Below are 17,931 nucleotides of genomic sequence, written 5' to 3' on the forward strand. Positions count from 1 at the left end.
CCGTGAGTATCGAACAAGTCAATCTTGACATCATGAATGTCAACTTCACCATCAACACACCGAGTGAAGAAAAAACCACCCTCCTGCAAGCCGTTGAAATGCTCAACAAAAAAAGCGATGCGATTAAAGAAAGCGGCCGCATCGTCGGCACGGACAAAATCGTCGTCATGGCAGCCCTCAACGTCGTACACGACCTCTTGAAAACCACCCTCAACGATGATTTGGCAATCGGTGAATTTGAGCGTAAAATAACCGACATGAACAACGCGTGCCAAAAAGCACTGGCGCGCTTGGAGCAAAACTGATTTTCCCCTTTTCCCTGCGGTGTTCGCGAAGGCATATATTCCTTTGAACCAATACGTTCGCTTTAGGTTGCCGGGAGCTGTAGTGGGCGCGAGTGTCCGTTTATCGGACGCACCCGAAACTACCCGAGGTGACCGCCTTGTCAGCAAGGTTCAAGCGGATTCAGCCTAAACGGCACTCGTGGGGATTCCCTAAAAAAGCCATACCGACAGGTGTGGCTTTTCCCTTTCCAAGTAAAGACTTTTATAAAGATTTCCGGCCGTCTGAAAAAACCGCATATTCATGCATCAAACACACTCAATTAAGATTGACAAAAACCAATCTCCTCTTTAAAATCCATAACTTTCTATATATATCTGGATTCCAACCATGAAAACCTTCTCTGCAAAACCCCATGAGGTGAAGCGCGAATGGTTCGTCATTGACGCAGAAGACAAAGTTCTGGGTCGTGTCGCAGCCGAAGTCGCACACCGTCTGCGCGGCAAACATAAACCCGAATACACCCCTCACGTTGATACTGGCGACTACATCATCGTCATCAACGCAGACAAACTGCGCGTGACTGGTGCTAAATTCGAAGACAAAAAATACTTCCGTCACTCTGGTTTCCCAGGCGGCATCTACGAGCGTACTTTCCGCGAAATGCAAGAGCAATTCCCAGGCCGCGCTTTGGAACAAGCCGTAAAAGGCATGTTGCCTAAAGGTCCTCTGGGCTACGCCATGATCAAAAAACTGAAAGTGTACGCCGGCGCCGAACACGGCCACGCTGCACAACAACCTAAAGTTTTGGAACTGAAATAATAAGGACACGACATGAACGGTAAATACTACTACGGCACAGGCCGCCGCAAAAGTTCAGTGGCTCGTGTATTCTTGACTAAAGGTACCGGCCAAATCATCGTAAACGGCCGCCCCGTTGACGAATTCTTCGCACGTGAAACCAGCCGCATGGTTGTACGTCAACCTCTGGTTCTGACTGAAAATGCCGAATCTTTCGACATCAAAGTTAACGTAACCGGTGGTGGCGAAACCGGTCAATCCGGCGCCATCCGTCACGGCATTACCCGCGCCCTGATCGACTTCGACGCAGCCCTGAAACCAGCCCTGTCTCAAGCAGGCTTCGTTACTCGCGATGCTCGTGAAGTTGAACGTAAAAAACCTGGTTTGCGCAAAGCACGTCGCGCAAAACAATTCTCCAAACGTTAATACGTTTTCAGAATCGAATCAAAAAGCCTTGCTCTGCAAGGCTTTTTTCATTTATAAAACAATAATCCAATATCCTCCGCAATATATGATGAAAACCCTGCTCCACTACGCCAAATCATTGCTTCAGGCCGTGATTATTTTCATTTTGCTCTCCTTGATTGTCGACTGGGTACGCAAGCCTAACCAGCCCTTACAATCAGCGGCACAAACCATTACTTTAACCGATGGGCAAACCACTTCCCTTCAATCCTTCAGCCAAAATCGGGTTGCCGTCGTTTATTTTTGGGGTAGCTGGTGTCGTATTTGTTCATACACATCATCAACCATAGAAAAACTGCACCAAGACAATATCCCAACATTGGGCGTAGCCTTGCGCTCCGGAAGCGACACGGACATTGCCCACCATATGCAAGAAAACAACCTATCCTTTCCAAATTTCAATGATTCAGACGGCCTGATGGCTCAAAAATGGAATATAGCCGTCACACCGACCATTATCATATTAAAAGATGGCAAAATGATTCATCACACATCCGGGCTTTCTAGCTACATCGGCTTAAAAATCAGAATTTACTTAGCAGACATCTTCGGCTAAATTCATTGAAAATCCACCAAAAATAGAAAATCCAAAGAATCATCTTCGCCGAATATTTTTATCCTATTCCACTTCATAAATAAATAAACTATCTCTTTCCCGATAACATATGATTTTGTTGAGATTATAAAGAAAATAGACTAAGATATAACCATAAGAACAATTGGAAACATTATTATCAAAACAAACTGTTAGAGATCTTCATCTAATATTGTGGCAGTGATGCTTTTGTTCCCATGACCCGGCTGCCGACGGCAGCCTTAAAACAGCAATATTCGCCTTTATCAATCTACCTCACGCTTCAACGGTTTGATTTTTGATAACACCGGAGACTTAGTAATGCCCAACCAATCTAAACATGCATCTATCAATATCGGTCTGATTCAGGCACGGGAAGCATTGATGACCCAATTCCGCCCTATTCTGAACCAAGCCAATATTACTGACCAGCAATGGCGTATCATCCGGCTCTTAGCGGAAAACGGCACACTCGACTTTCAAGATTTGGCCAATCAGGCCTGCATCCTCCGTCCCAGCCTGACCGGCATTCTGACCCGCTTGGAAAAAGCAGGTTTGGCCGTGCGCTTGAAGCCTTCCAACGACCAACGCCGCGTTTATCTGAAACTGACGCCCGAAGGCGAGAAACTCTATGAATCCACCGGCGCATTGGTTGACGAGCGCTATGACGCAATTGAAAAAGTCCTCACCAAAGAAAAAATGGCACAACTCAAAGAACTCTTGGCAGAGCTGGCAAAAATCGAACAGGCATTAAAATAAAGCGAGCCGGATGACAGATTCAACACACACACTCAAGAGATCTTTCCGAGATGCCATGGCCTCCTGTGCCGCCGGTGTACACGTTATCACGACAGACGGTGAAGCAGGGCGCTATGGCATTACTATGACTGCCGTAACTGCCGTTACCGACGAGCCGCCGACGGTCATGCTGTGCATCAACCGCCAATCCGCCATCATTCCCATCCTGCAAGGCAACCGTGATTTGTGTATCAACACACTCAACGACGGCCAACAGGATGTTGCTGAACACTTTGCCGGATTGACCGACCTCTCGCCCGAAGAACGCTTTGAATACCATATTTGGCATAGAGGACAAACCGGACAGCTAGAAGTCGAAGGCGCGCTGGCGCACCTGCACGGCAGCATTGTCGATCAACGCGAAATCGGCACGCATTACGTCTTTTTCGTTCAGATCAATGAAATCCGCAATACCGATACGCAAGCGCCGGCATTGCTGTATTTCCGTAGGCAATTCAAATCTTTGGCATAAATAAAGGTCTCATGCCGTCTGAAACATCGGTTTCATTTTTTCAGACGGCCTGAGACCTTTTCTGTTTCACACATTATAGGCACACCCATGAAAGCAATGATACTGGCCGCCGGTCGCGGCGAACGCATGCGCCCCCTGACCGACCACACGCCCAAACCCTTACTCGAAGTAGCAGGCACGCCGCTTATCGGCTGGCACTTACGCCGCCTGCGGAAGGCCGGCTTTACTGAAATCGTCATCAACCATGCCTGGCTTGGCCAGCAAATCGAAGACACCTTGAAAGACGGTTCAGCCTACGGCGTACACATTGCCTATTCTCCCGAGCGCGCCGGAGGCCTGGAAACTGCCGGAGGCATTGCCACCGCCCTGCCGCTTTTGGGCAACGAGCCGTTTTTGGTCGTCAATGGCGACGTGTTGACCGACATTGATTTCCAAGCTGCACGACTGGCTGCCCAGCGCATGCAGGAACACAACCTTCTCGCCCATTTGTGGCTGGTGGACAATCCACCCCATCATCCCGAAGGCGACTTCGGCCTGCTTTCAGACGGCCTGGTATCCGCATCATCCTCAGACGGCCAGGCCCTGACTTTCAGCGGCGTGGGCGTTTATCATCCCGCGCTTTTCAAAGATACCCCGGCGCACCAGGCTGCCAAGCTTGCCCCTCTGTTGCGTCAAGCTATGAGCCAAAGCCAAATCAGCGGCGAACACCATAACGGCCTTTGGCTGGACGTCGGTACAGTCGAACGCCTGCAAGAAGCTGACCGTATCGCCCAATGCTGGTAAAACAAAAGGAACGTATCCGATACATCCCTTTCAATATCAAAGGCCGTCTGAAAATATTGGTCAACCCATTTTTCAGACGGCCTCAATCTATCATCAAGCTTTAGCCAATTTCTTTTCTTTATTCATTCCTAACAAGCCATTAACAATCATCACGCACAATCCCGACCAAATCAGGCCATAGCCGATCAATGCGCCTTTTTGCACCGGCTCGCCCAGCCATACAATCGACACAATAAAAAGCAATACAGGCTCCAAATAGCTCAACATGCCGAACACTGCCACCGGCAGCAACTGATTCGCCTTCAAATTCAACTGCATGGATATTGCACTATTAAAACCCAGCAACACAATAAAAAAGATTAAAACCGGTTTGGCCGCAATCATCGCCGGCGTATCCGTTGCCAGCAAAATATACGCCAACGCAAACGGCGTAATCATCAATAAATCAAAGGTCAGCCCGATTAAGGAAGGCACGCCCAGCTTGCGGCGCAGCAGATAATAAAACGGATAAGTACCGAACACCCATACAGTCGTCCACGAAAACGCGCCCGACCGCACCAATTCACATGCCACGCCTGCACACGCCAAGATTACCGCCACCCTCTGCAACCGGTTCAAACGCTCTTTAAACCAAATCCGTCCACCCAGCATCATCACCAAAGGAAACAGGAAATAACCCATGGCAATGTTTACTCCTTCCCCATTGACCGGCCCCCAGACAAACAGCCACAACTGGCTGGCAAATATCGGCGTCGGCAATACAATCAGCAGCCACCGTTTCCAATCCCGGCCGACTCCATAAGCAAAACGCATTGCCGCCAGCCAACCGCTGACCATCGTCATCAGCACGCACAAAGCCGACAGCATGGCGACCATGCGCCAGGCAAACACCTCCGTCCCCGTCATCGGCCTCATCCACATACCGTACAGAAACAGCATGGAAAACAACAAATTGGACGCTATCGCAGCCAGCAAACCTTTGGATAAATTCGTCATTTCAGACGGCCTTTTGCAATCAATCAAAGTTAATATTGTAGAAAAAACGGATGAAAAAATTACTCATCTTTTTGAATGAAGTTTTACCGTAAACATCCGTTTCATTAAAGGCCGTCTGAAAACCATGTTTTCAGGTTTTCAGACGGCCTTTCATTGCATCAAAGCAGTCTAATGCATCAACCCTGCTTCACAATATCCGACAGCGGCCAGCGCGGCTTGACATTGAATGCGCCGACAGCCTGACGCTCGGCAAGACGCATCGCGCCGGCAAAGGCAATCATTGCTCCGTTGTCGGTACAATATGCCATCGGCGGGAAATAAACATTGATTTTTTCTTCCTGCGGCTTTGGTTTGCCTTTTTCAGATGGCATTTTGACGGTTAAGCGCGAAAATTCATCACGCAGCTTCCAGTTTGCACCCACACCGCCGGCAACCACCAAAGTTCTGAAGCCGGTATCCAACAACGCTTTTTTGGCTTTGGCCGCCAACACGTCAACCACCGCATCTTGGAAAGCGCGGCAAATGTCGTTACGTGTCTGCTCGGGAATTTCATCGTTGCCGGTTTCGGCGCGGACTTTTTCGACAGCGGTCAAAACGGCTGTTTTCAAACCGGAAAAGCTCATCTGCAAATCGTGCGAATGGAGCATAGGACGTGGGAATGTGAAGGCATCAGGCGTGCCGAGTTTGGCCAGCTCGGATAATTTGGCACCGCCGGGATAAGGCAAACCTAAAAGCTTGGCCGTTTTGTCGAACGCCTCGCCTGCCGCATCATCCACGCTTTCACCCAGCAAGGTGTAATCGCCGATACCGCGTACAGCCATAAATTGTGTATGCCCGCCCGACACCAGCAAAGCGACAAATGGAAATTCAGGCTTGTCGTCTGCCAACAAAGGCGAGAGCAAATGGCCTTCAAGATGGTGGACAGGGATAACGGGCTTACCGATGGCAAATGCCAAGGCGTTGGCGAAGCCTGAACCGGCCAGCAATGCGCCGCCCAAGCCCGGACCTTGCGTAAAGGCAACCGCGTCGATGTCGGCATAGCCTACGCCTGCTTCCTTCAAGCAACCTTGCGTCAACGGCACGACACGGCGGATATGGTCGCGACTGGCCAATTCGGGGACAACGCCGCCGTATTCGGCGTGCATCGCCATTTGTGTGTGCAAATGATGCGCCAACAGGCCGCGCTCGGTATCGTAGAGCGCAACGCCGGTTTCGTCGCAAGATGATTCAATTCCTAATACCAACATGGTTTGAGGCCGTCTGAAAAAATGATTAAAAACGATTCAGACGGCGTTTTCTCCGAAAACGGAAAAAGGCCGTCTGAAATAAAGTGCGGAATAAGCGGTTTACAAAGTGCCGTAAGAATGCAGGCCGCTCAAGAACATATTCACGCCGATAAAGGCAAAGGCGGTAATGACCAGGCCGATGACTGCCCACCAAGCCAACACCCTGCCGCGCCAGCCTGCCACCAGCCGCAAATGCAACCAAACAGCGTAATTCAGCCAAACGATGAATGCCCAAGTTTCTTTCGGGTCCCAGCTCCAATAGCGACCCCACGCAGAGGCTGCCCACAATGCGCCGAGAATGGTGGCAATCGTGAAGAATAAGAAACCGACAGCAATCGCTTTGTACATAACTTCTTCAATGACTTGCGAGTGCGGCAGCCATGATTTTTTGCCCGCATCTTCTTTTCTGAGCGCCAGCAGTTCGGCAATACCCAGCATGGCAGCGATACAGAATGCGCCGTAGCCGATAAAGTTGGCCGGAACGTGGATTTTCATCCACCAAGACTGCAAAGCCGGAATCAGCGGCTGAATGGCATGAGCCTCGCGTGAAACGCTGTACCATAAGACAAATCCGACCACAATTGCCATAAAGCTGAAGACAAAGCCACCCAGTTTTTGTACGGCAAAACGGCCTTCGTAATAGAGGTACATCAGTGCCGTAATGACCAAGAACAAGATAAATACTTCGTAAAGGTTGGAAACCGGAATATGGCCGGCATCGGGACGCAGCAGATAGCTTTCATGCCAGCGTACCAGCAAACCGACAAAGCCCGCCATCGCGGAAACCCACGCAAACACGGTACCCATGCCCAAAAGCGTATTGGACGACACATTTTTGCGCACCGCCGCTATCGCGCCGACGATATAGGCAAACAAGGCAAAGAACACAAACGCGCATTGCCACATAATCGCCGACTGGCTGCTTAACAGATATTTGAGCAGGAAACCGTCTGCATGTTTGATGTCACCGCCATACAAATCAACGGCCAAATACGCCAAGCACACACCCAAAGGGATAAACCAGCGCATCGGTTTGAAAAACCAACCCAGAAAAATGGCAATACCGGCACTCGCCCACAAAATCACCATTTCGTAGATGTCCATGTGCAGACCGGCTTGGGTTTGGGCAATAAACGCGCCGACTGCAATCAGCAGCGCAAATGCCCAGTCAAAAAGGTTGAGGTTTCGGATAAATGATTTGTGTGTCAGAAGCTCATGCTCGGGCAAGGCCTGATGTTTGTTATTCATGGTTCAAATCCTTGGCAAGCTGCTGCAATTGCCGTGTGTGTTGCGGAAATTCTTTCTGCAAGTCGCGTTCGTTGCGGCTGGAAGACATGGCAAAACGGATACGGCCGTCTGAAAACAGCAGCCAAGCGCGTTTTTCACGGATATAGAACATAAACACCGTGCCCAACACCAGCAATACCGAACCCAAATACACCAAGAATGCGCCCGGCGAACGGGTCATCTGCAATCCGGAAGAGCGCACTTCGGAATAGCCGTCCAATTGCAGCAACATCGGCGCAGGGTACTCGGTCAAACCGGTGTACGCGTCCATTGCATGCAGCAGGAAGCGGTTGCGTTTTTCATCTTGCGGCCAAGCCGGCAGATTGTATGTGCTGATCGTATCTTCCAAAGCGGCATTCATCACGCCATAGAGCATTTCGTAGAAATAGCCCTGCATTTTTTCCTGCTGCTCTTTCGGAATGTTGGTGGTAACAAATTCGTCCAAAGCCAAATAGCCGCCTTTGGCAAAAATCGACAAGGTGTTTTCCGCCGCCGCCATGAATTGCTCACGGATTTCGGCAGGCGCGCCTTTAACGGCATTGGCAACGGTTTTACGGCGTGCCGCATCGTCTTTCAAATATTGGCGCAAAGCCATAAAGGTATCGATTTTACCGTTTTTATCCATCGGAATGCGCAACCAGCGGTATTGCTGCGCCAAGCCGCTGCGCGTTCCGGTAATGAAGAAATAGTCTTCATCTTGTTTCAGCGGCAACATATAGTTTTTATATTCGACCGCCTGCCCTGCTTTGTCGCGGATGCGGTAAACGATAGACGGGCCGATATTGGTGTATTTTTTGCCTTCTTGACGGACGGAGCGAACATCGTTGATGGCGGATTTCAGGTTTTGCTCTTTTTCAGACGGCTCGCTCATGTCTTCGACGTTCATCGAAGTAAACTGGTCGAATTCCAATTTATAAGAAGCCTTGCCCAAATCCAGCGGAAACTCGCGCATGGAAGTTGCTTTGAGTTTGACCGGAGTGCGGTCGGCATCAGCCAGATTCCAAGCTTTAAACGTCAAGTCTGAGCCTCCGTCGGCGAAACTTGCCTGATAAACCGTAATACCGTGCAGCGTCAAAGGATGGTTGACGCGGATGGTGTGTTCGCTGACTTTGCCGGTTGCCTTGTCCGTAACTTCCAAGTCGCTGGCGAAATCACGCGGCATACCGGTATCGTAAAAATCAATATGGAATTTCTTCAATTTGACGGAAAACGGTAAGTCTTGCACGAGCATGCCGTTATCCGCATTCAGAAATACCACGTCCGCGCTCTGCCCTTCCGAAATATTGACATTGCCCCTAAACGACAAATTGGACGTACCCAACACGCTTTCGGGCTTAAAGTCTTTGGCGTAAACCGCAGTGTTGTCCGGCACGACCCGGCCGGTAAGCATACCGATTTTCAGCAGGATATTGCTGTCTATCAAACCGCCCAAACAAATTACAATCAGCGCGGCATGAGCAAAGATATAGCCCCATTTGTTCATCGCGCCTTTTTTCGCCGCCACCAAAACCGAACCGTCTTCACGCGTAACGGTTTTGCAGCCATAGCCCTGCACTTCCAAATAACGTTGCGCAACTTCGGGCGTCACCTGTCCGTCTAAAACGATGGAATGGCGCATTGCCGCCAGTGATTTTTCCTTCGCGTTTTCACGGAACGAACGAATCTCGCGCAAAAACGGCGGAACATTGCGAATCAGGCACAATCCGGTGGAAATCACCAAAAACATCATGATGACAACGAACCACGCCGAGGCGTACACGTCGTACAGGCCCAAAAAGCCGAAAATCTGCGACCAAAACGGGCCGAATTTCACCAAATAATCGACTTGTGGCTGGTTTTGCTGCAAGACCGTACCGATAATCGAAGCCACGCCCAACAGGCTGAGCAGGGCGACGGCAAAACGCATGGAGCTGAAAAAGGCAAACCACGGTCTGCGGATGAGTGGGACGGATGATGAAGATTTACTCATGTTTCAACTGTCGGCTTTGAACAACCCAATCAATCGGGCTGCGATGGACGTTATGATGCGAAAGGAAGAATACTGCATATTGTAGTAAAAATCTTGCTGTCGCTATTTGAAAAAACCAATCAGGCTTATCAGCCTATATTGGCTAAGGCCGTCTGAAGGGTTTTCAGACGGCCTGTATCAATAAGCTCGTTTCAAAACGAAATTAGTGCAAACCCTGGATGAAGTTGGCTACCGCGTTCAACTCTTCTTCACTCAGGCGGTTGGCAATATCGGCCATGATGGCGTTTTTGCGTTGGCCGGATTGGTAAGCTTTCATTTGCTCGACAACGTAAGCTTTGTGTTGGCCGCCCAGACGAGGATAGGCTTGGATTTCAGTACCGCCGCCAGGGATACCTGCGCCGCTAGGACCGTGGCAAGACATACATGCCGGCAGTTTTTTAGCGCTCAGGCCGCCACGATAGATTTTCGCGCCCAGCTCTGGGTTTTCTTTAGGGTTGGCTTCGCCCGGTTTGCCTTGTTGTTTGGCATAGTAGGCGGCAGCGTCACGGATGTCTTGTTCGGACAAGTTCATCACCATCGGTTTCATCACGCCGGCAGCACCGTGGGTACGGGTACCGTCTTTGATGGCCATGGTTTGACCGTAGGTGTAGGCCGCAAACTGACCTGCCAGTTTAGGATAAGTTGCGATACCGCTGTTACCATCGGCTGCGTGACACGCCGCACAGATAGTAGTCGCTACCTGTTTGCCTTTTTCAGCATCTGCTTTAGGGGCAGCGGAAACCGCACCGGCAGCCAATACCAAGGCCAATAAAGTCAATCGTTTCATGGAGTGCTCCTGATTACAGCATTGCGTACCGCGTCAATGCCTTTTTTATACTCAAATACCGGGGAATTTTCCCGATTAAAACCGATAATTCTATAAACGTGCTATTCTATACCAAGTTTACATTAAATTACTACTCAAATTACCAAACTGCTGCAACATAAATGCCCGATACAAATTATGATGTTGCAGTTTTGTTTCCATGTAAGGAAATCCTGATGAACCTTTTTCAAAACGCCAAATTCTTTACAACGGTCAACCATCTGAAAGACCTGCCCGACACGCCGGCCGAGATTGCCTTTGTCGGCCGAAGCAATGCCGGTAAATCCAGCGCCATCAATACTTTAACCAATCATGTGCGCCTTGCCTACGTTTCCAAAACACCGGGCCGCACCCAACACATCAATTTCTTTGAGCTGGAAAACGGCAATTTCATGGTCGACTTGCCCGGCTACGGCTACGCGCAAGTACCGGAGGCCATTCGTGCGCACTGGGTCAAACTCTTGGGCGACTACCTGCAACAACGCCGCCAACTGATCGGCCTGATTTTGATTATGGACTCGCGCCATCCGCTTAAGGCTTTAGACATTCAAATGCTGGACTTTTTCCACATCACTGGTCGCCCTGTGCATATCCTGCTGTCAAAAGCAGACAAGCTGTCTAAAAACGACCAGATTAAAACTTTGGCGGCGGTAAAAAAATCACTCAAACCCTACACCGAGCGTCAAAAAATCAGCGTTCAACTGTTCTCCAGCCTGAAAAAACAAGGCATGGACGAAGTCAATCAAGTGGTCGGTTCATGGTTTGACGCGCATCGCGAAGAAATCGAAAATCTTGCAGGCGAAGCATCGCCTGAGTGATTGTAAAACAAGGCGGAATAAGATGAATTGACCAACCGCAAATCTTATTCCGTCATTTGTTTTTCTATAATGCCGTTTTCTATCTGACTTTCAAAGGGTATGTATACGCATACCCTTTTTTATTGCGTTTTTTTATTTTCTTATCGCAAACTAAAAACAACGACGCATCAGTGAAAAATCTTAAAAAGCATGGTCTTATTCAACTAAACCTTTTTCAGACGGCCTTTGCCTCATCTTCGCCATCTACCCACCCTGCTTCTTTCAATTTCCGCTGTTGCGCGTCATAGCGTGCTTTTTCCACCCAATACATTGTCTGGATACAGGCATCGCCGCATTCGCTGCCGCAACATTCCCACGACTCGGGGCGGACGGGTTCGTCTAACAATGGCTCGCCCAAGATGGCTTCGGCTTTATTCTTCAGGGTCGTATCCATCGGCGATTTCCAAGCGCGCACCGTCAAACTCAATCACTTCGCCGCCGCGTATTTTGGCGGTTTTACGGGTTTCAGTTTCGCCATTACGCAACACCAGCCCTTCGGCGATAAACGCTTTTGCCTGTCCGCCGCTTTCGGCAAGACCGGCCAATTTCAATAAGTCGCACAACGCGATGTATTCGTTGTCTTCAAGATAGACGGTTGCTTCCATCATTTAATCCTTTTCAATAATGGCGATATTTTAACATGGCCGTCTGAAAGAAAGCCCCCTTCTGTTTTATTTGCTTTATCCAACCTCATTACATTTGGTTTTCAGACGGCCTTTAGCTGCCAACCCTGCTACAATACGCCTTTTATTGTTCACGCCGATTTTGCCATGACCGAGCCGACCTACATCCCCCTGCGCCTGCATACCGAATTCTCGATTACCGACGGTATGGTGCGGATTAAAAAACTGATTGCCAAAGCGCAGGAATACGGTTTGCCTGCTTTGGGCATCAGCGATTTGATGAACGAATTCGGTTTGGTGAAATTCTATAAAGCCTGTCGCGGAGCAGGGATTAAGCCCATCGGGGCGGCGGACGTGTGGATAGGCAATCCGAATGCGCCCGACAAGCCATTTCGCGCCATGCTGATTATCCGCAACGATGCGGGCTATCTGCGCTTGAGCGAGCTTTTGACAGAGGCTTATGTCGGCAAAGACCGTAATATCCATCATGCGGAACTCAATCCCGAATGGCTGGAAAACGGCGACAACAGCGGCTTGATTTGTTTGAGCGGCGCGCATTACGGCGAAGTGGGCGTGAATCTCTTAAACGGCAATGAAGACGCGGCGCGTGCGGCGGCGTTGAAATATGCGGCGTGGTTTCCCGATGCGTTTTATTTAGAGCTGCAACGCCTGCCCGAACGCCCCGAATGGGAGGCTTGCGTTTCGGGCAGCGTGAAGCTGGCGGAGGAACTGGGTTTGCCGGTGGTGGCGACACACCCGACGCAGTTTATGAGCCGCGACGATTTCAACGCACACGAGGCGCGGGTGTGTATCGCAGGCGGCTGGGTATTGACGGACAAAAAACGTCCGCGCGATTTCACGCCGAGCCAGTTTTTCATTCCGCCGGAAACCATGGCCGAACGTTTCGCCGATTTGCCTGAAGCCTTGGAAAACACGGTGGAAATTGCCAAACGCTGCAATCTGCACATCACATTGGGCAAAAACTTCCTGCCGCTCTTCCCTACTCCGGACGGCCTGTCTCTGGATGATTATTTGGTGAAACTGTCCAACGAAGGCTTGCAGGAACGCATGGTTCAGCTTTATCCCGACGAGGCGGAGCGTGCGGCAAAAATGCCGGAATATCAGGAACGTTTGGATTTTGAGTTGAACATCATTATCCAGATGAAATTCCCCGGCTATTTCCTTATCGTACAAGACTTTATCAACTGGGCAAAAACGCATGGCTGTCCGGTTGGGCCGGGCCGTGGTTCGGGCGCAGGCTCGCTGGTGGCGTATTCACTGAAAATTACCGACCTCGACCCGCTCAAATACGCGCTGCTGTTCGAACGTTTCTTAAACCCTGAACGCGTTTCTATGCCCGACTTTGACGTGGACTTCTGTCAGGCAAACCGCGGCCGCGTAATTGAATATGTGCGCGAGAAATACGGCGCGGATGCGGTCAGCCAGATTGTTACCTTCGGCACGATGTCGTCCAAAGCGGTGATTCGCGACGTCGGACGCGTGCTGGAACTGCCGTTTATGCTGTGCGACAAACTGTCCAAGCTGATTCCGTTGGAAGCCAACAAACCCCTGAGTTTGGAAAAAGCCATGGAGGCCGAGCCGCAGATTCAGGAATTGATTGAAGCAGAAGAAGCGGACGAACTCATTACGCTGGCGAAAAAGCTGGAAGACCTGACGCGCGGTTTGGGTATGCACGCAGGCGGCGTGTTGATTGCGCCGGGCAAGATTTCCGATTACAGCCCCGTGTATCAGGCGGACGAATCCGCCTCGCCCGTATCCATGTACGACAAGGGCGATGTGGAAGACGTGGGTTTGGTGAAGTTCGACTTTTTGGGTCTCCGCAACTTGACCATTATCGAAATGGCGCAGAACAACATCAAAAACACCACCGGCGATATCGTCGATGTCGGCAAGATTCCGCTTGACGACCAAGCCGCCTACCAAATCTTCCGCGATGCGAACACCACCGCCGTATTCCAGTTCGAGTCGACCGGCATGAAAAAAATGCTGAAAACGGCACATACGACCAAGTTTGAAGAACTCATCGCCTTCGTATCGCTCTACCGTCCCGGCCCGATGGACAACATTCCCGACTTCGTCGCGCGTATGAAGGGTCAGGAATTCCAATATATCCACCCGCTGTTGGAAGGCATCCTCGCACCAACCTACGGCATTATGGTGTATCAAGAACAAGTGATGCAGGCGGCTCAAATTATCGGCGGCTACTCGCTCGGCGGCGCAGACTTGTTGCGCCGCGCCATGGGTAAGAAAAAGCCCGAAGAAATGGTGAAACACCGCGAAATCTTCGCCGAAGGCGCGGCTAAACAAGGCATTTCGCGCGAAAAATCCGACGAAATCTTCAACTACATGGAAAAATTCGCCGGCTACGGTTTCAATAAATCCCACGCCGCCGCATACGCCCTGATTTCCTACCAGACCGCATGGCTCAAAGCCCATTACCCCGCCGAATTTATGGCGGCGACCATGTCGTCTGAATTGGACAACACCGACCAGCTCAAACATTTCTACGACGACTGCCGCGCCAACGGCATCGAGTTCCTGCCGCCCGACATCAACGAATCCGACTACCGCTTCACGCCGTATCCGAACATGAAAATCCGCTACGCACTCGGCGCAATTAAAGGCACGGGCGAAGCCGCCGTCGAATCCATCATCGCCGCGCGGCAAAGCGGCGGCAAATTTACCGGCCTGTTGGACTTCTGTGAGCGCGTCGGCAAAGAACACATGAACCGCCGCACCCTCGAAGCCCTGATACGCGGCGGCGCGTTCGACAGCATCGAACCCAACCGCGCCATGCTCTTGGCAAACATCGACCTCGCCATGAACAACGCCGACCAAAAAGCCGCCAACGCCAATCAGGGCGGGCTTTTCGACATGATGGAAGACGCCATCGAACCGGTGCAGCTCGTCGATGCCCCCATGTGGAGCGAATCGGAAAAACTCGCCGAAGAAAAAACCGTCATCGGCTTCTACCTCTCCGGCCACCCGTTCGGCCCATATGCCCAAGAAGTCCGCCAAATCGCCCCGACCAAATTAGGCCGTCTGAAACCGCAAGACAGCGTGCGCCTCGCCGGGTTCGTTACCGCCGTGCGCACCATGATGGGCAAACGCGGCAAAATCGCCTTCGTCAGCCTTGAAGATTTGAGCGGGCAGATTGAAATCATGGTCAGCGGCCACACGCTGGAAAACTGCGCAGACTACCTCAAATCCGACCAAGTGCTGATTATCGAATCCAAAGTCAGCCGCGACGACTACGGCGGCGGCGACGGACTGCGCATTATGGCCAACCAAGTCATGACCCTGCAAATGGCGCGCGAACGCTACGCCCGCAGTCTCAGCCTCGCCCTCACCCCCGGCCATGACATCACGCGCCTCGCCGCCATCCTCACTACACACCGCCTGCCCGACACATCGCACATCCCGCTGCAACTATCGTACAGCAACGGCAAAGCATCGGGTAAATTGAAAATTGCGCCCAAATGGATTGTAACGCCAAGCACCGCCTTGTTTGACGAACTGGAAACATTGCTCGGCAGCAGGGCAGTTCGTGTGAATTGGTAAGACTAAAGGCCGTCTGAAACTACACGTTCAGACGGCCTTTAATTTAAAAAGCGCTTTAAAAACATAAATCAAATACGGATTGAGGCTTTCAGACGACCTTATTGTATAGAGAGATTATCTGAAAAGTTTATTGCAAGAGACTTTGGCTAATAGGAAAAGATAGCCCACAAAAAAAGGGGGTGAAAATACACCCCCTTTTTCTATAGAAGCCCCATATCAAAGGCCGTCTGAAAAACAGTTTTATTTAACGATTTCAACCGGGCCGTGGTCGTCGCAGTGGTCGCCGTGTTGGTGATGCAGACGGCCGTTGACGATGTAGTCGACGTGATCACCGTGCGGTACGGCTTCGTGGCCGCAACCTTCGCCGTGAACGTGGCCGTGGCAGGTGTCAACCGGGTGGCAGCCGTCAGGGTTGGTTTCATTGACGCTCAGGGCATGCTCGTCGTAGTGGCCGTTGTGCTCATGGTGCAGGTGGCCGTCGTGCAGATAATCGACGTGGTCTTCGTGTTTGATGGCAGTGTGGCCGCAGTTTGCGCCGTGAACGTGGTCATGATGTTCGTGGGTTTTGCAGGTCATTTTTTCTCTCCTAATGTTCAGTGAATAGCAATCTTTCGCGATTGATTCTTTCATTTTATCTTTTTTTTGATACAAACGTAAAAAATTTTACAGTTATTAATATATTGTTACGATATATCATCTGTTGATATATAAGCCTATTTTATTTTTCAGACGGCCTTTCATTTATAATTCATTTATTTTCAGCGAGAACTTCAAACCCTTCCGACCATTCAAAATATCGAATTTTTCAGCTGTAACGGGTAACATGGAAACAAAGTGATATGTTCTTCAAACAAACAGGTACTGCAATGGGAAAACAAGCCAGACTTTATATGGTTCGCAGCACGCAAGGTGCGCTTTATGATGTATTTTTTGAACGCGGCGTGGCGGCGTTGGCTTGGCCCATGCTGGCTGAAGCGGCGGCAAAAGGTTTTGGCCGTGAGGAGCTGACCGATATTTACCGTTCGGCCGTGCCGGATGTGAAGTTGAGAACGGCGCAATCGGGCGCGGCTCAGGTGTGGCGGTTTGTCAACGAATTGGCTGATGGAGATGCCGTACTGACCTACTCGCCTGCCTTGCGCCGTTATCGGGTCGGCAGGATTACAGGCGGCGCGGTGCATTGTCCGCAATGGGACGATGAAAAAATGTCGCTGGTGCGGCCGGTTGAGTGGTTGGGCGAAGTATGCCGCGACGATTTGAGCGTGGCAGCACAACGGGCTTTGGGCAGCGTGGCAACTTTGTTTGCGGTATCGGAAGCGTGTGCGGCAGAAATTTTTGAACGCGTGGGTTTTCAGACGGCCTAAAAAGGGAAAGGAAACAGCATTATGTGGAACACCATACAGGATTGGCTGAACGCTTTGCCTGTCAGTGAAGAAATCATCAAATCGGCTTTGATGTCGGTGGTGATGATTGTGGCCGTCATTGCCGGGCGCAGCATCTTACTCTCGGCGCATTTTCGCAGCCATCCGGATTTAAGCATTGAAAACAAACGCCGTTCGCTGGTAGTCAGCCGCAACATTACCATGCTGCTGCTCTTGTTCGGGCTGGCGATGATTTGGGCGGCGCAGATTCAAACTTTGGCGTTGTCGATGTTTGCGGTAGCCGCAGCGATTGTGGTGGCGACCAAAGAATTGATTATGTGTTTGTCCGGCAGCATCCTGCGCTCGGTAACCAAACAATATTCCATCGGCGACCACATCGAAATCAACGGCCTGCGCGGACGGGTGGTCGATATCAATATGCTGAACACGCTGATGATGCAAATCGGCCCCAATCCGTTGATTGGCCAGCTTTCCGGAAAAACACTCTCGTTTCCCAACAGCCTACTTCTAAGCCACACCGTGCGCCGCGACAATATTTTGGGCAATTATGTGATTCATACGGTGGAAATCCCCGTGCCGATTCATTTGGATTCGGACGAAATCATAGGCCGTCTGAAAGCCGTTCTTGAGCCGTTGTGCGCGGCCTATGTTCCCGTTATCCAACAATATTTGGAAAACGTTCAAGCGCAAAAACTCTTTATTACCCCCGCCGCCCAGCCGCGCGTGTCCCGCGTGCCGCATGATGACAAGGTGTACCACATCATCGTACGCTTCGCCTCCCCCGTTTCCAAACGGCTGGAAATACAACAGGCCGTCTTAGACGAATTTTTGCGCACGCAATACCGACTGATCAACCAAACAAAATAGTACGGTTTGTTTATTGATACAATTAAATCCCTTACAATAATGAAG

At 50.6% G+C, this 17,931-nt stretch carries 19 protein-coding genes and 1 other RNA gene; 12 read left to right on the top strand and 8 right to left on the bottom strand.

Annotation, left to right across the window (positions count from 1 at the left end):
• The first annotated feature begins 2 nt into the window (after nucleotides 1-2).
• The 8 genes from zapA (at nucleotide 3) to murU (ending at nucleotide 4,175) form a co-directional block, all read left to right on the top strand.
• Nucleotides 3-305, top strand: a complete 303-nt coding sequence (gene zapA, locus HMPREF2560_RS01430) for a cell division protein ZapA (protein WP_070584685.1) — start codon at nucleotides 3-5, stop codon at nucleotides 303-305.
• Nucleotides 306-313: 8 nt separating this feature from the next.
• Nucleotides 314-494, top strand: a non-coding RNA gene (gene ssrS / locus HMPREF2560_RS01435) — 6S RNA.
• A 178-nt stretch (nucleotides 495-672) separates the two neighbouring features.
• The gene (gene rplM / locus HMPREF2560_RS01440; protein WP_003684605.1) at nucleotides 673-1,104 is read left to right on the top strand and encodes a 50S ribosomal protein L13; all 432 of its coding nucleotides are present in this window, start codon (nucleotides 673-675) and stop codon (nucleotides 1,102-1,104) included.
• Nucleotides 1,105-1,116: 12 nt separating this feature from the next.
• Complete coding sequence (rpsI, locus tag HMPREF2560_RS01445; protein WP_003681515.1) at nucleotides 1,117-1,509, top strand: 30S ribosomal protein S9; 393 nt, start codon at nucleotides 1,117-1,119, stop codon at nucleotides 1,507-1,509.
• A gap of 85 nt (nucleotides 1,510-1,594) precedes the next feature.
• Nucleotides 1,595-2,104: a protein disulfide oxidoreductase gene (locus HMPREF2560_RS01450; RefSeq protein WP_039862516.1), complete on the top strand. Its 510-nt coding sequence runs from the start codon at nucleotides 1,595-1,597 to the stop codon at nucleotides 2,102-2,104.
• A 339-nt stretch (nucleotides 2,105-2,443) separates the two neighbouring features.
• Nucleotides 2,444-2,881, top strand: a complete 438-nt coding sequence (gene hpaR / locus HMPREF2560_RS01455; protein WP_004520883.1) for a homoprotocatechuate degradation operon regulator HpaR — start codon at nucleotides 2,444-2,446, stop codon at nucleotides 2,879-2,881.
• 10 nt (nucleotides 2,882-2,891) lie between these two features.
• The gene (gene hpaC / locus HMPREF2560_RS01460) at nucleotides 2,892-3,392 is read left to right on the top strand and encodes a 4-hydroxyphenylacetate 3-monooxygenase, reductase component (RefSeq protein ID WP_049336944.1); all 501 of its coding nucleotides are present in this window, start codon (nucleotides 2,892-2,894) and stop codon (nucleotides 3,390-3,392) included.
• Between the two features lie 87 nt (nucleotides 3,393-3,479).
• Nucleotides 3,480-4,175: an N-acetylmuramate alpha-1-phosphate uridylyltransferase MurU gene (gene murU / locus HMPREF2560_RS01465; protein ID WP_004520885.1), complete on the top strand. Its 696-nt coding sequence runs from the start codon at nucleotides 3,480-3,482 to the stop codon at nucleotides 4,173-4,175.
• 93 nt (nucleotides 4,176-4,268) lie between these two features.
• Here murU and rarD read toward each other — a convergent pair whose 3' ends face one another.
• The 5 genes from rarD to HMPREF2560_RS01490 all read right to left on the bottom strand — a co-directional run bounded on the left by rarD (nucleotide 4,269) and on the right by HMPREF2560_RS01490 (nucleotide 10,539).
• Nucleotides 4,269-5,171 carry an EamA family transporter RarD gene (rarD, locus tag HMPREF2560_RS01470; RefSeq protein WP_039862520.1) on the bottom strand — a complete coding sequence of 301 codons (903 nt, stop codon included), beginning with the start codon at nucleotides 5,169-5,171 and terminating at the stop codon, nucleotides 4,269-4,271.
• Nucleotides 5,172-5,347: 176 nt separating this feature from the next.
• A complete protein-coding gene (tsaD, locus tag HMPREF2560_RS01475) occupies nucleotides 5,348-6,418 on the bottom strand; it encodes a tRNA (adenosine(37)-N6)-threonylcarbamoyltransferase complex transferase subunit TsaD (protein WP_004520888.1) in 1,071 nt (356 codons plus the stop codon).
• Between the two features lie 99 nt (nucleotides 6,419-6,517).
• Nucleotides 6,518-7,705: a c-type cytochrome biogenesis protein CcsB gene (gene ccsB, locus HMPREF2560_RS01480; RefSeq protein ID WP_070873654.1), complete on the bottom strand. Its 1,188-nt coding sequence runs from the start codon at nucleotides 7,703-7,705 to the stop codon at nucleotides 6,518-6,520.
• Nucleotides 7,698-9,650, bottom strand: coding sequence for a cytochrome c biogenesis protein ResB (locus HMPREF2560_RS01485; protein ID WP_070607209.1), 1,953 nt, complete (start codon nucleotides 9,648-9,650; stop codon nucleotides 7,698-7,700). The genes ccsB and HMPREF2560_RS01485 overlap by 8 nt, the downstream gene beginning before the upstream one ends.
• 265 nt (nucleotides 9,651-9,915) lie before the next feature.
• Nucleotides 9,916-10,539: a c-type cytochrome gene (locus HMPREF2560_RS01490; RefSeq protein ID WP_049322625.1), complete on the bottom strand. Its 624-nt coding sequence runs from the start codon at nucleotides 10,537-10,539 to the stop codon at nucleotides 9,916-9,918.
• A gap of 215 nt (nucleotides 10,540-10,754) precedes the next feature.
• Between HMPREF2560_RS01490 and yihA the strand changes: the two genes are divergently transcribed.
• On the top strand, nucleotides 10,755-11,396 hold the full coding sequence (gene yihA / locus HMPREF2560_RS01495) for a ribosome biogenesis GTP-binding protein YihA/YsxC (RefSeq protein ID WP_070607212.1): 642 nt from the start codon (nucleotides 10,755-10,757) through the stop codon (nucleotides 11,394-11,396).
• Between the two features lie 214 nt (nucleotides 11,397-11,610).
• Here yihA and HMPREF2560_RS01500 read toward each other — a convergent pair whose 3' ends face one another.
• Together HMPREF2560_RS01500 and HMPREF2560_RS01505 are read right to left on the bottom strand one after the other, a co-directional pair.
• Nucleotides 11,611-11,829 carry a hypothetical protein gene (locus HMPREF2560_RS01500; protein ID WP_070607215.1) on the bottom strand — a complete coding sequence of 73 codons (219 nt, stop codon included), beginning with the start codon at nucleotides 11,827-11,829 and terminating at the stop codon, nucleotides 11,611-11,613.
• A complete protein-coding gene (locus HMPREF2560_RS01505; protein ID WP_002221492.1) occupies nucleotides 11,807-12,040 on the bottom strand; it encodes an RNA-binding S4 domain-containing protein in 234 nt (77 codons plus the stop codon). The genes HMPREF2560_RS01500 and HMPREF2560_RS01505 overlap by 23 nt, the downstream gene beginning before the upstream one ends.
• 165 nt (nucleotides 12,041-12,205) lie before the next feature.
• Between HMPREF2560_RS01505 and dnaE the strand changes: the two genes are divergently transcribed.
• A complete protein-coding gene (gene dnaE, locus HMPREF2560_RS01510) occupies nucleotides 12,206-15,640 on the top strand; it encodes a DNA polymerase III subunit alpha (RefSeq protein WP_070607219.1) in 3,435 nt (1,144 codons plus the stop codon).
• A 240-nt stretch (nucleotides 15,641-15,880) separates the two neighbouring features.
• Here the strand turns inward: dnaE and HMPREF2560_RS01515 are convergent, their stop codons facing one another.
• Nucleotides 15,881-16,216 (bottom strand): hypothetical protein, encoded by a 336-nt coding sequence (locus tag HMPREF2560_RS01515; RefSeq protein WP_063076601.1) that lies wholly within the window; start codon nucleotides 16,214-16,216, stop codon nucleotides 15,881-15,883.
• 263 nt (nucleotides 16,217-16,479) lie between these two features.
• Between HMPREF2560_RS01515 and HMPREF2560_RS01520 the strand changes: the two genes are divergently transcribed.
• Both HMPREF2560_RS01520 and HMPREF2560_RS01525 read left to right on the top strand, forming a co-directional pair.
• Entirely contained in the window at nucleotides 16,480-17,001 is a 522-nt protein-coding gene (locus HMPREF2560_RS01520; protein WP_283116220.1) for a restriction endonuclease, read from the top strand.
• Nucleotides 17,002-17,022: 21 nt separating this feature from the next.
• Nucleotides 17,023-17,886 (top strand): mechanosensitive ion channel family protein, encoded by an 864-nt coding sequence (locus tag HMPREF2560_RS01525; protein ID WP_070607222.1) that lies wholly within the window; start codon nucleotides 17,023-17,025, stop codon nucleotides 17,884-17,886.
• Nucleotides 17,887-17,931 lie beyond the last annotated feature (45 nt).

Source organism: Neisseria sp. HMSC078H04, assembly GCF_001838135.1.
In the GTDB taxonomy this organism is placed as follows: domain Bacteria; phylum Pseudomonadota; class Gammaproteobacteria; order Burkholderiales; family Neisseriaceae; genus Neisseria.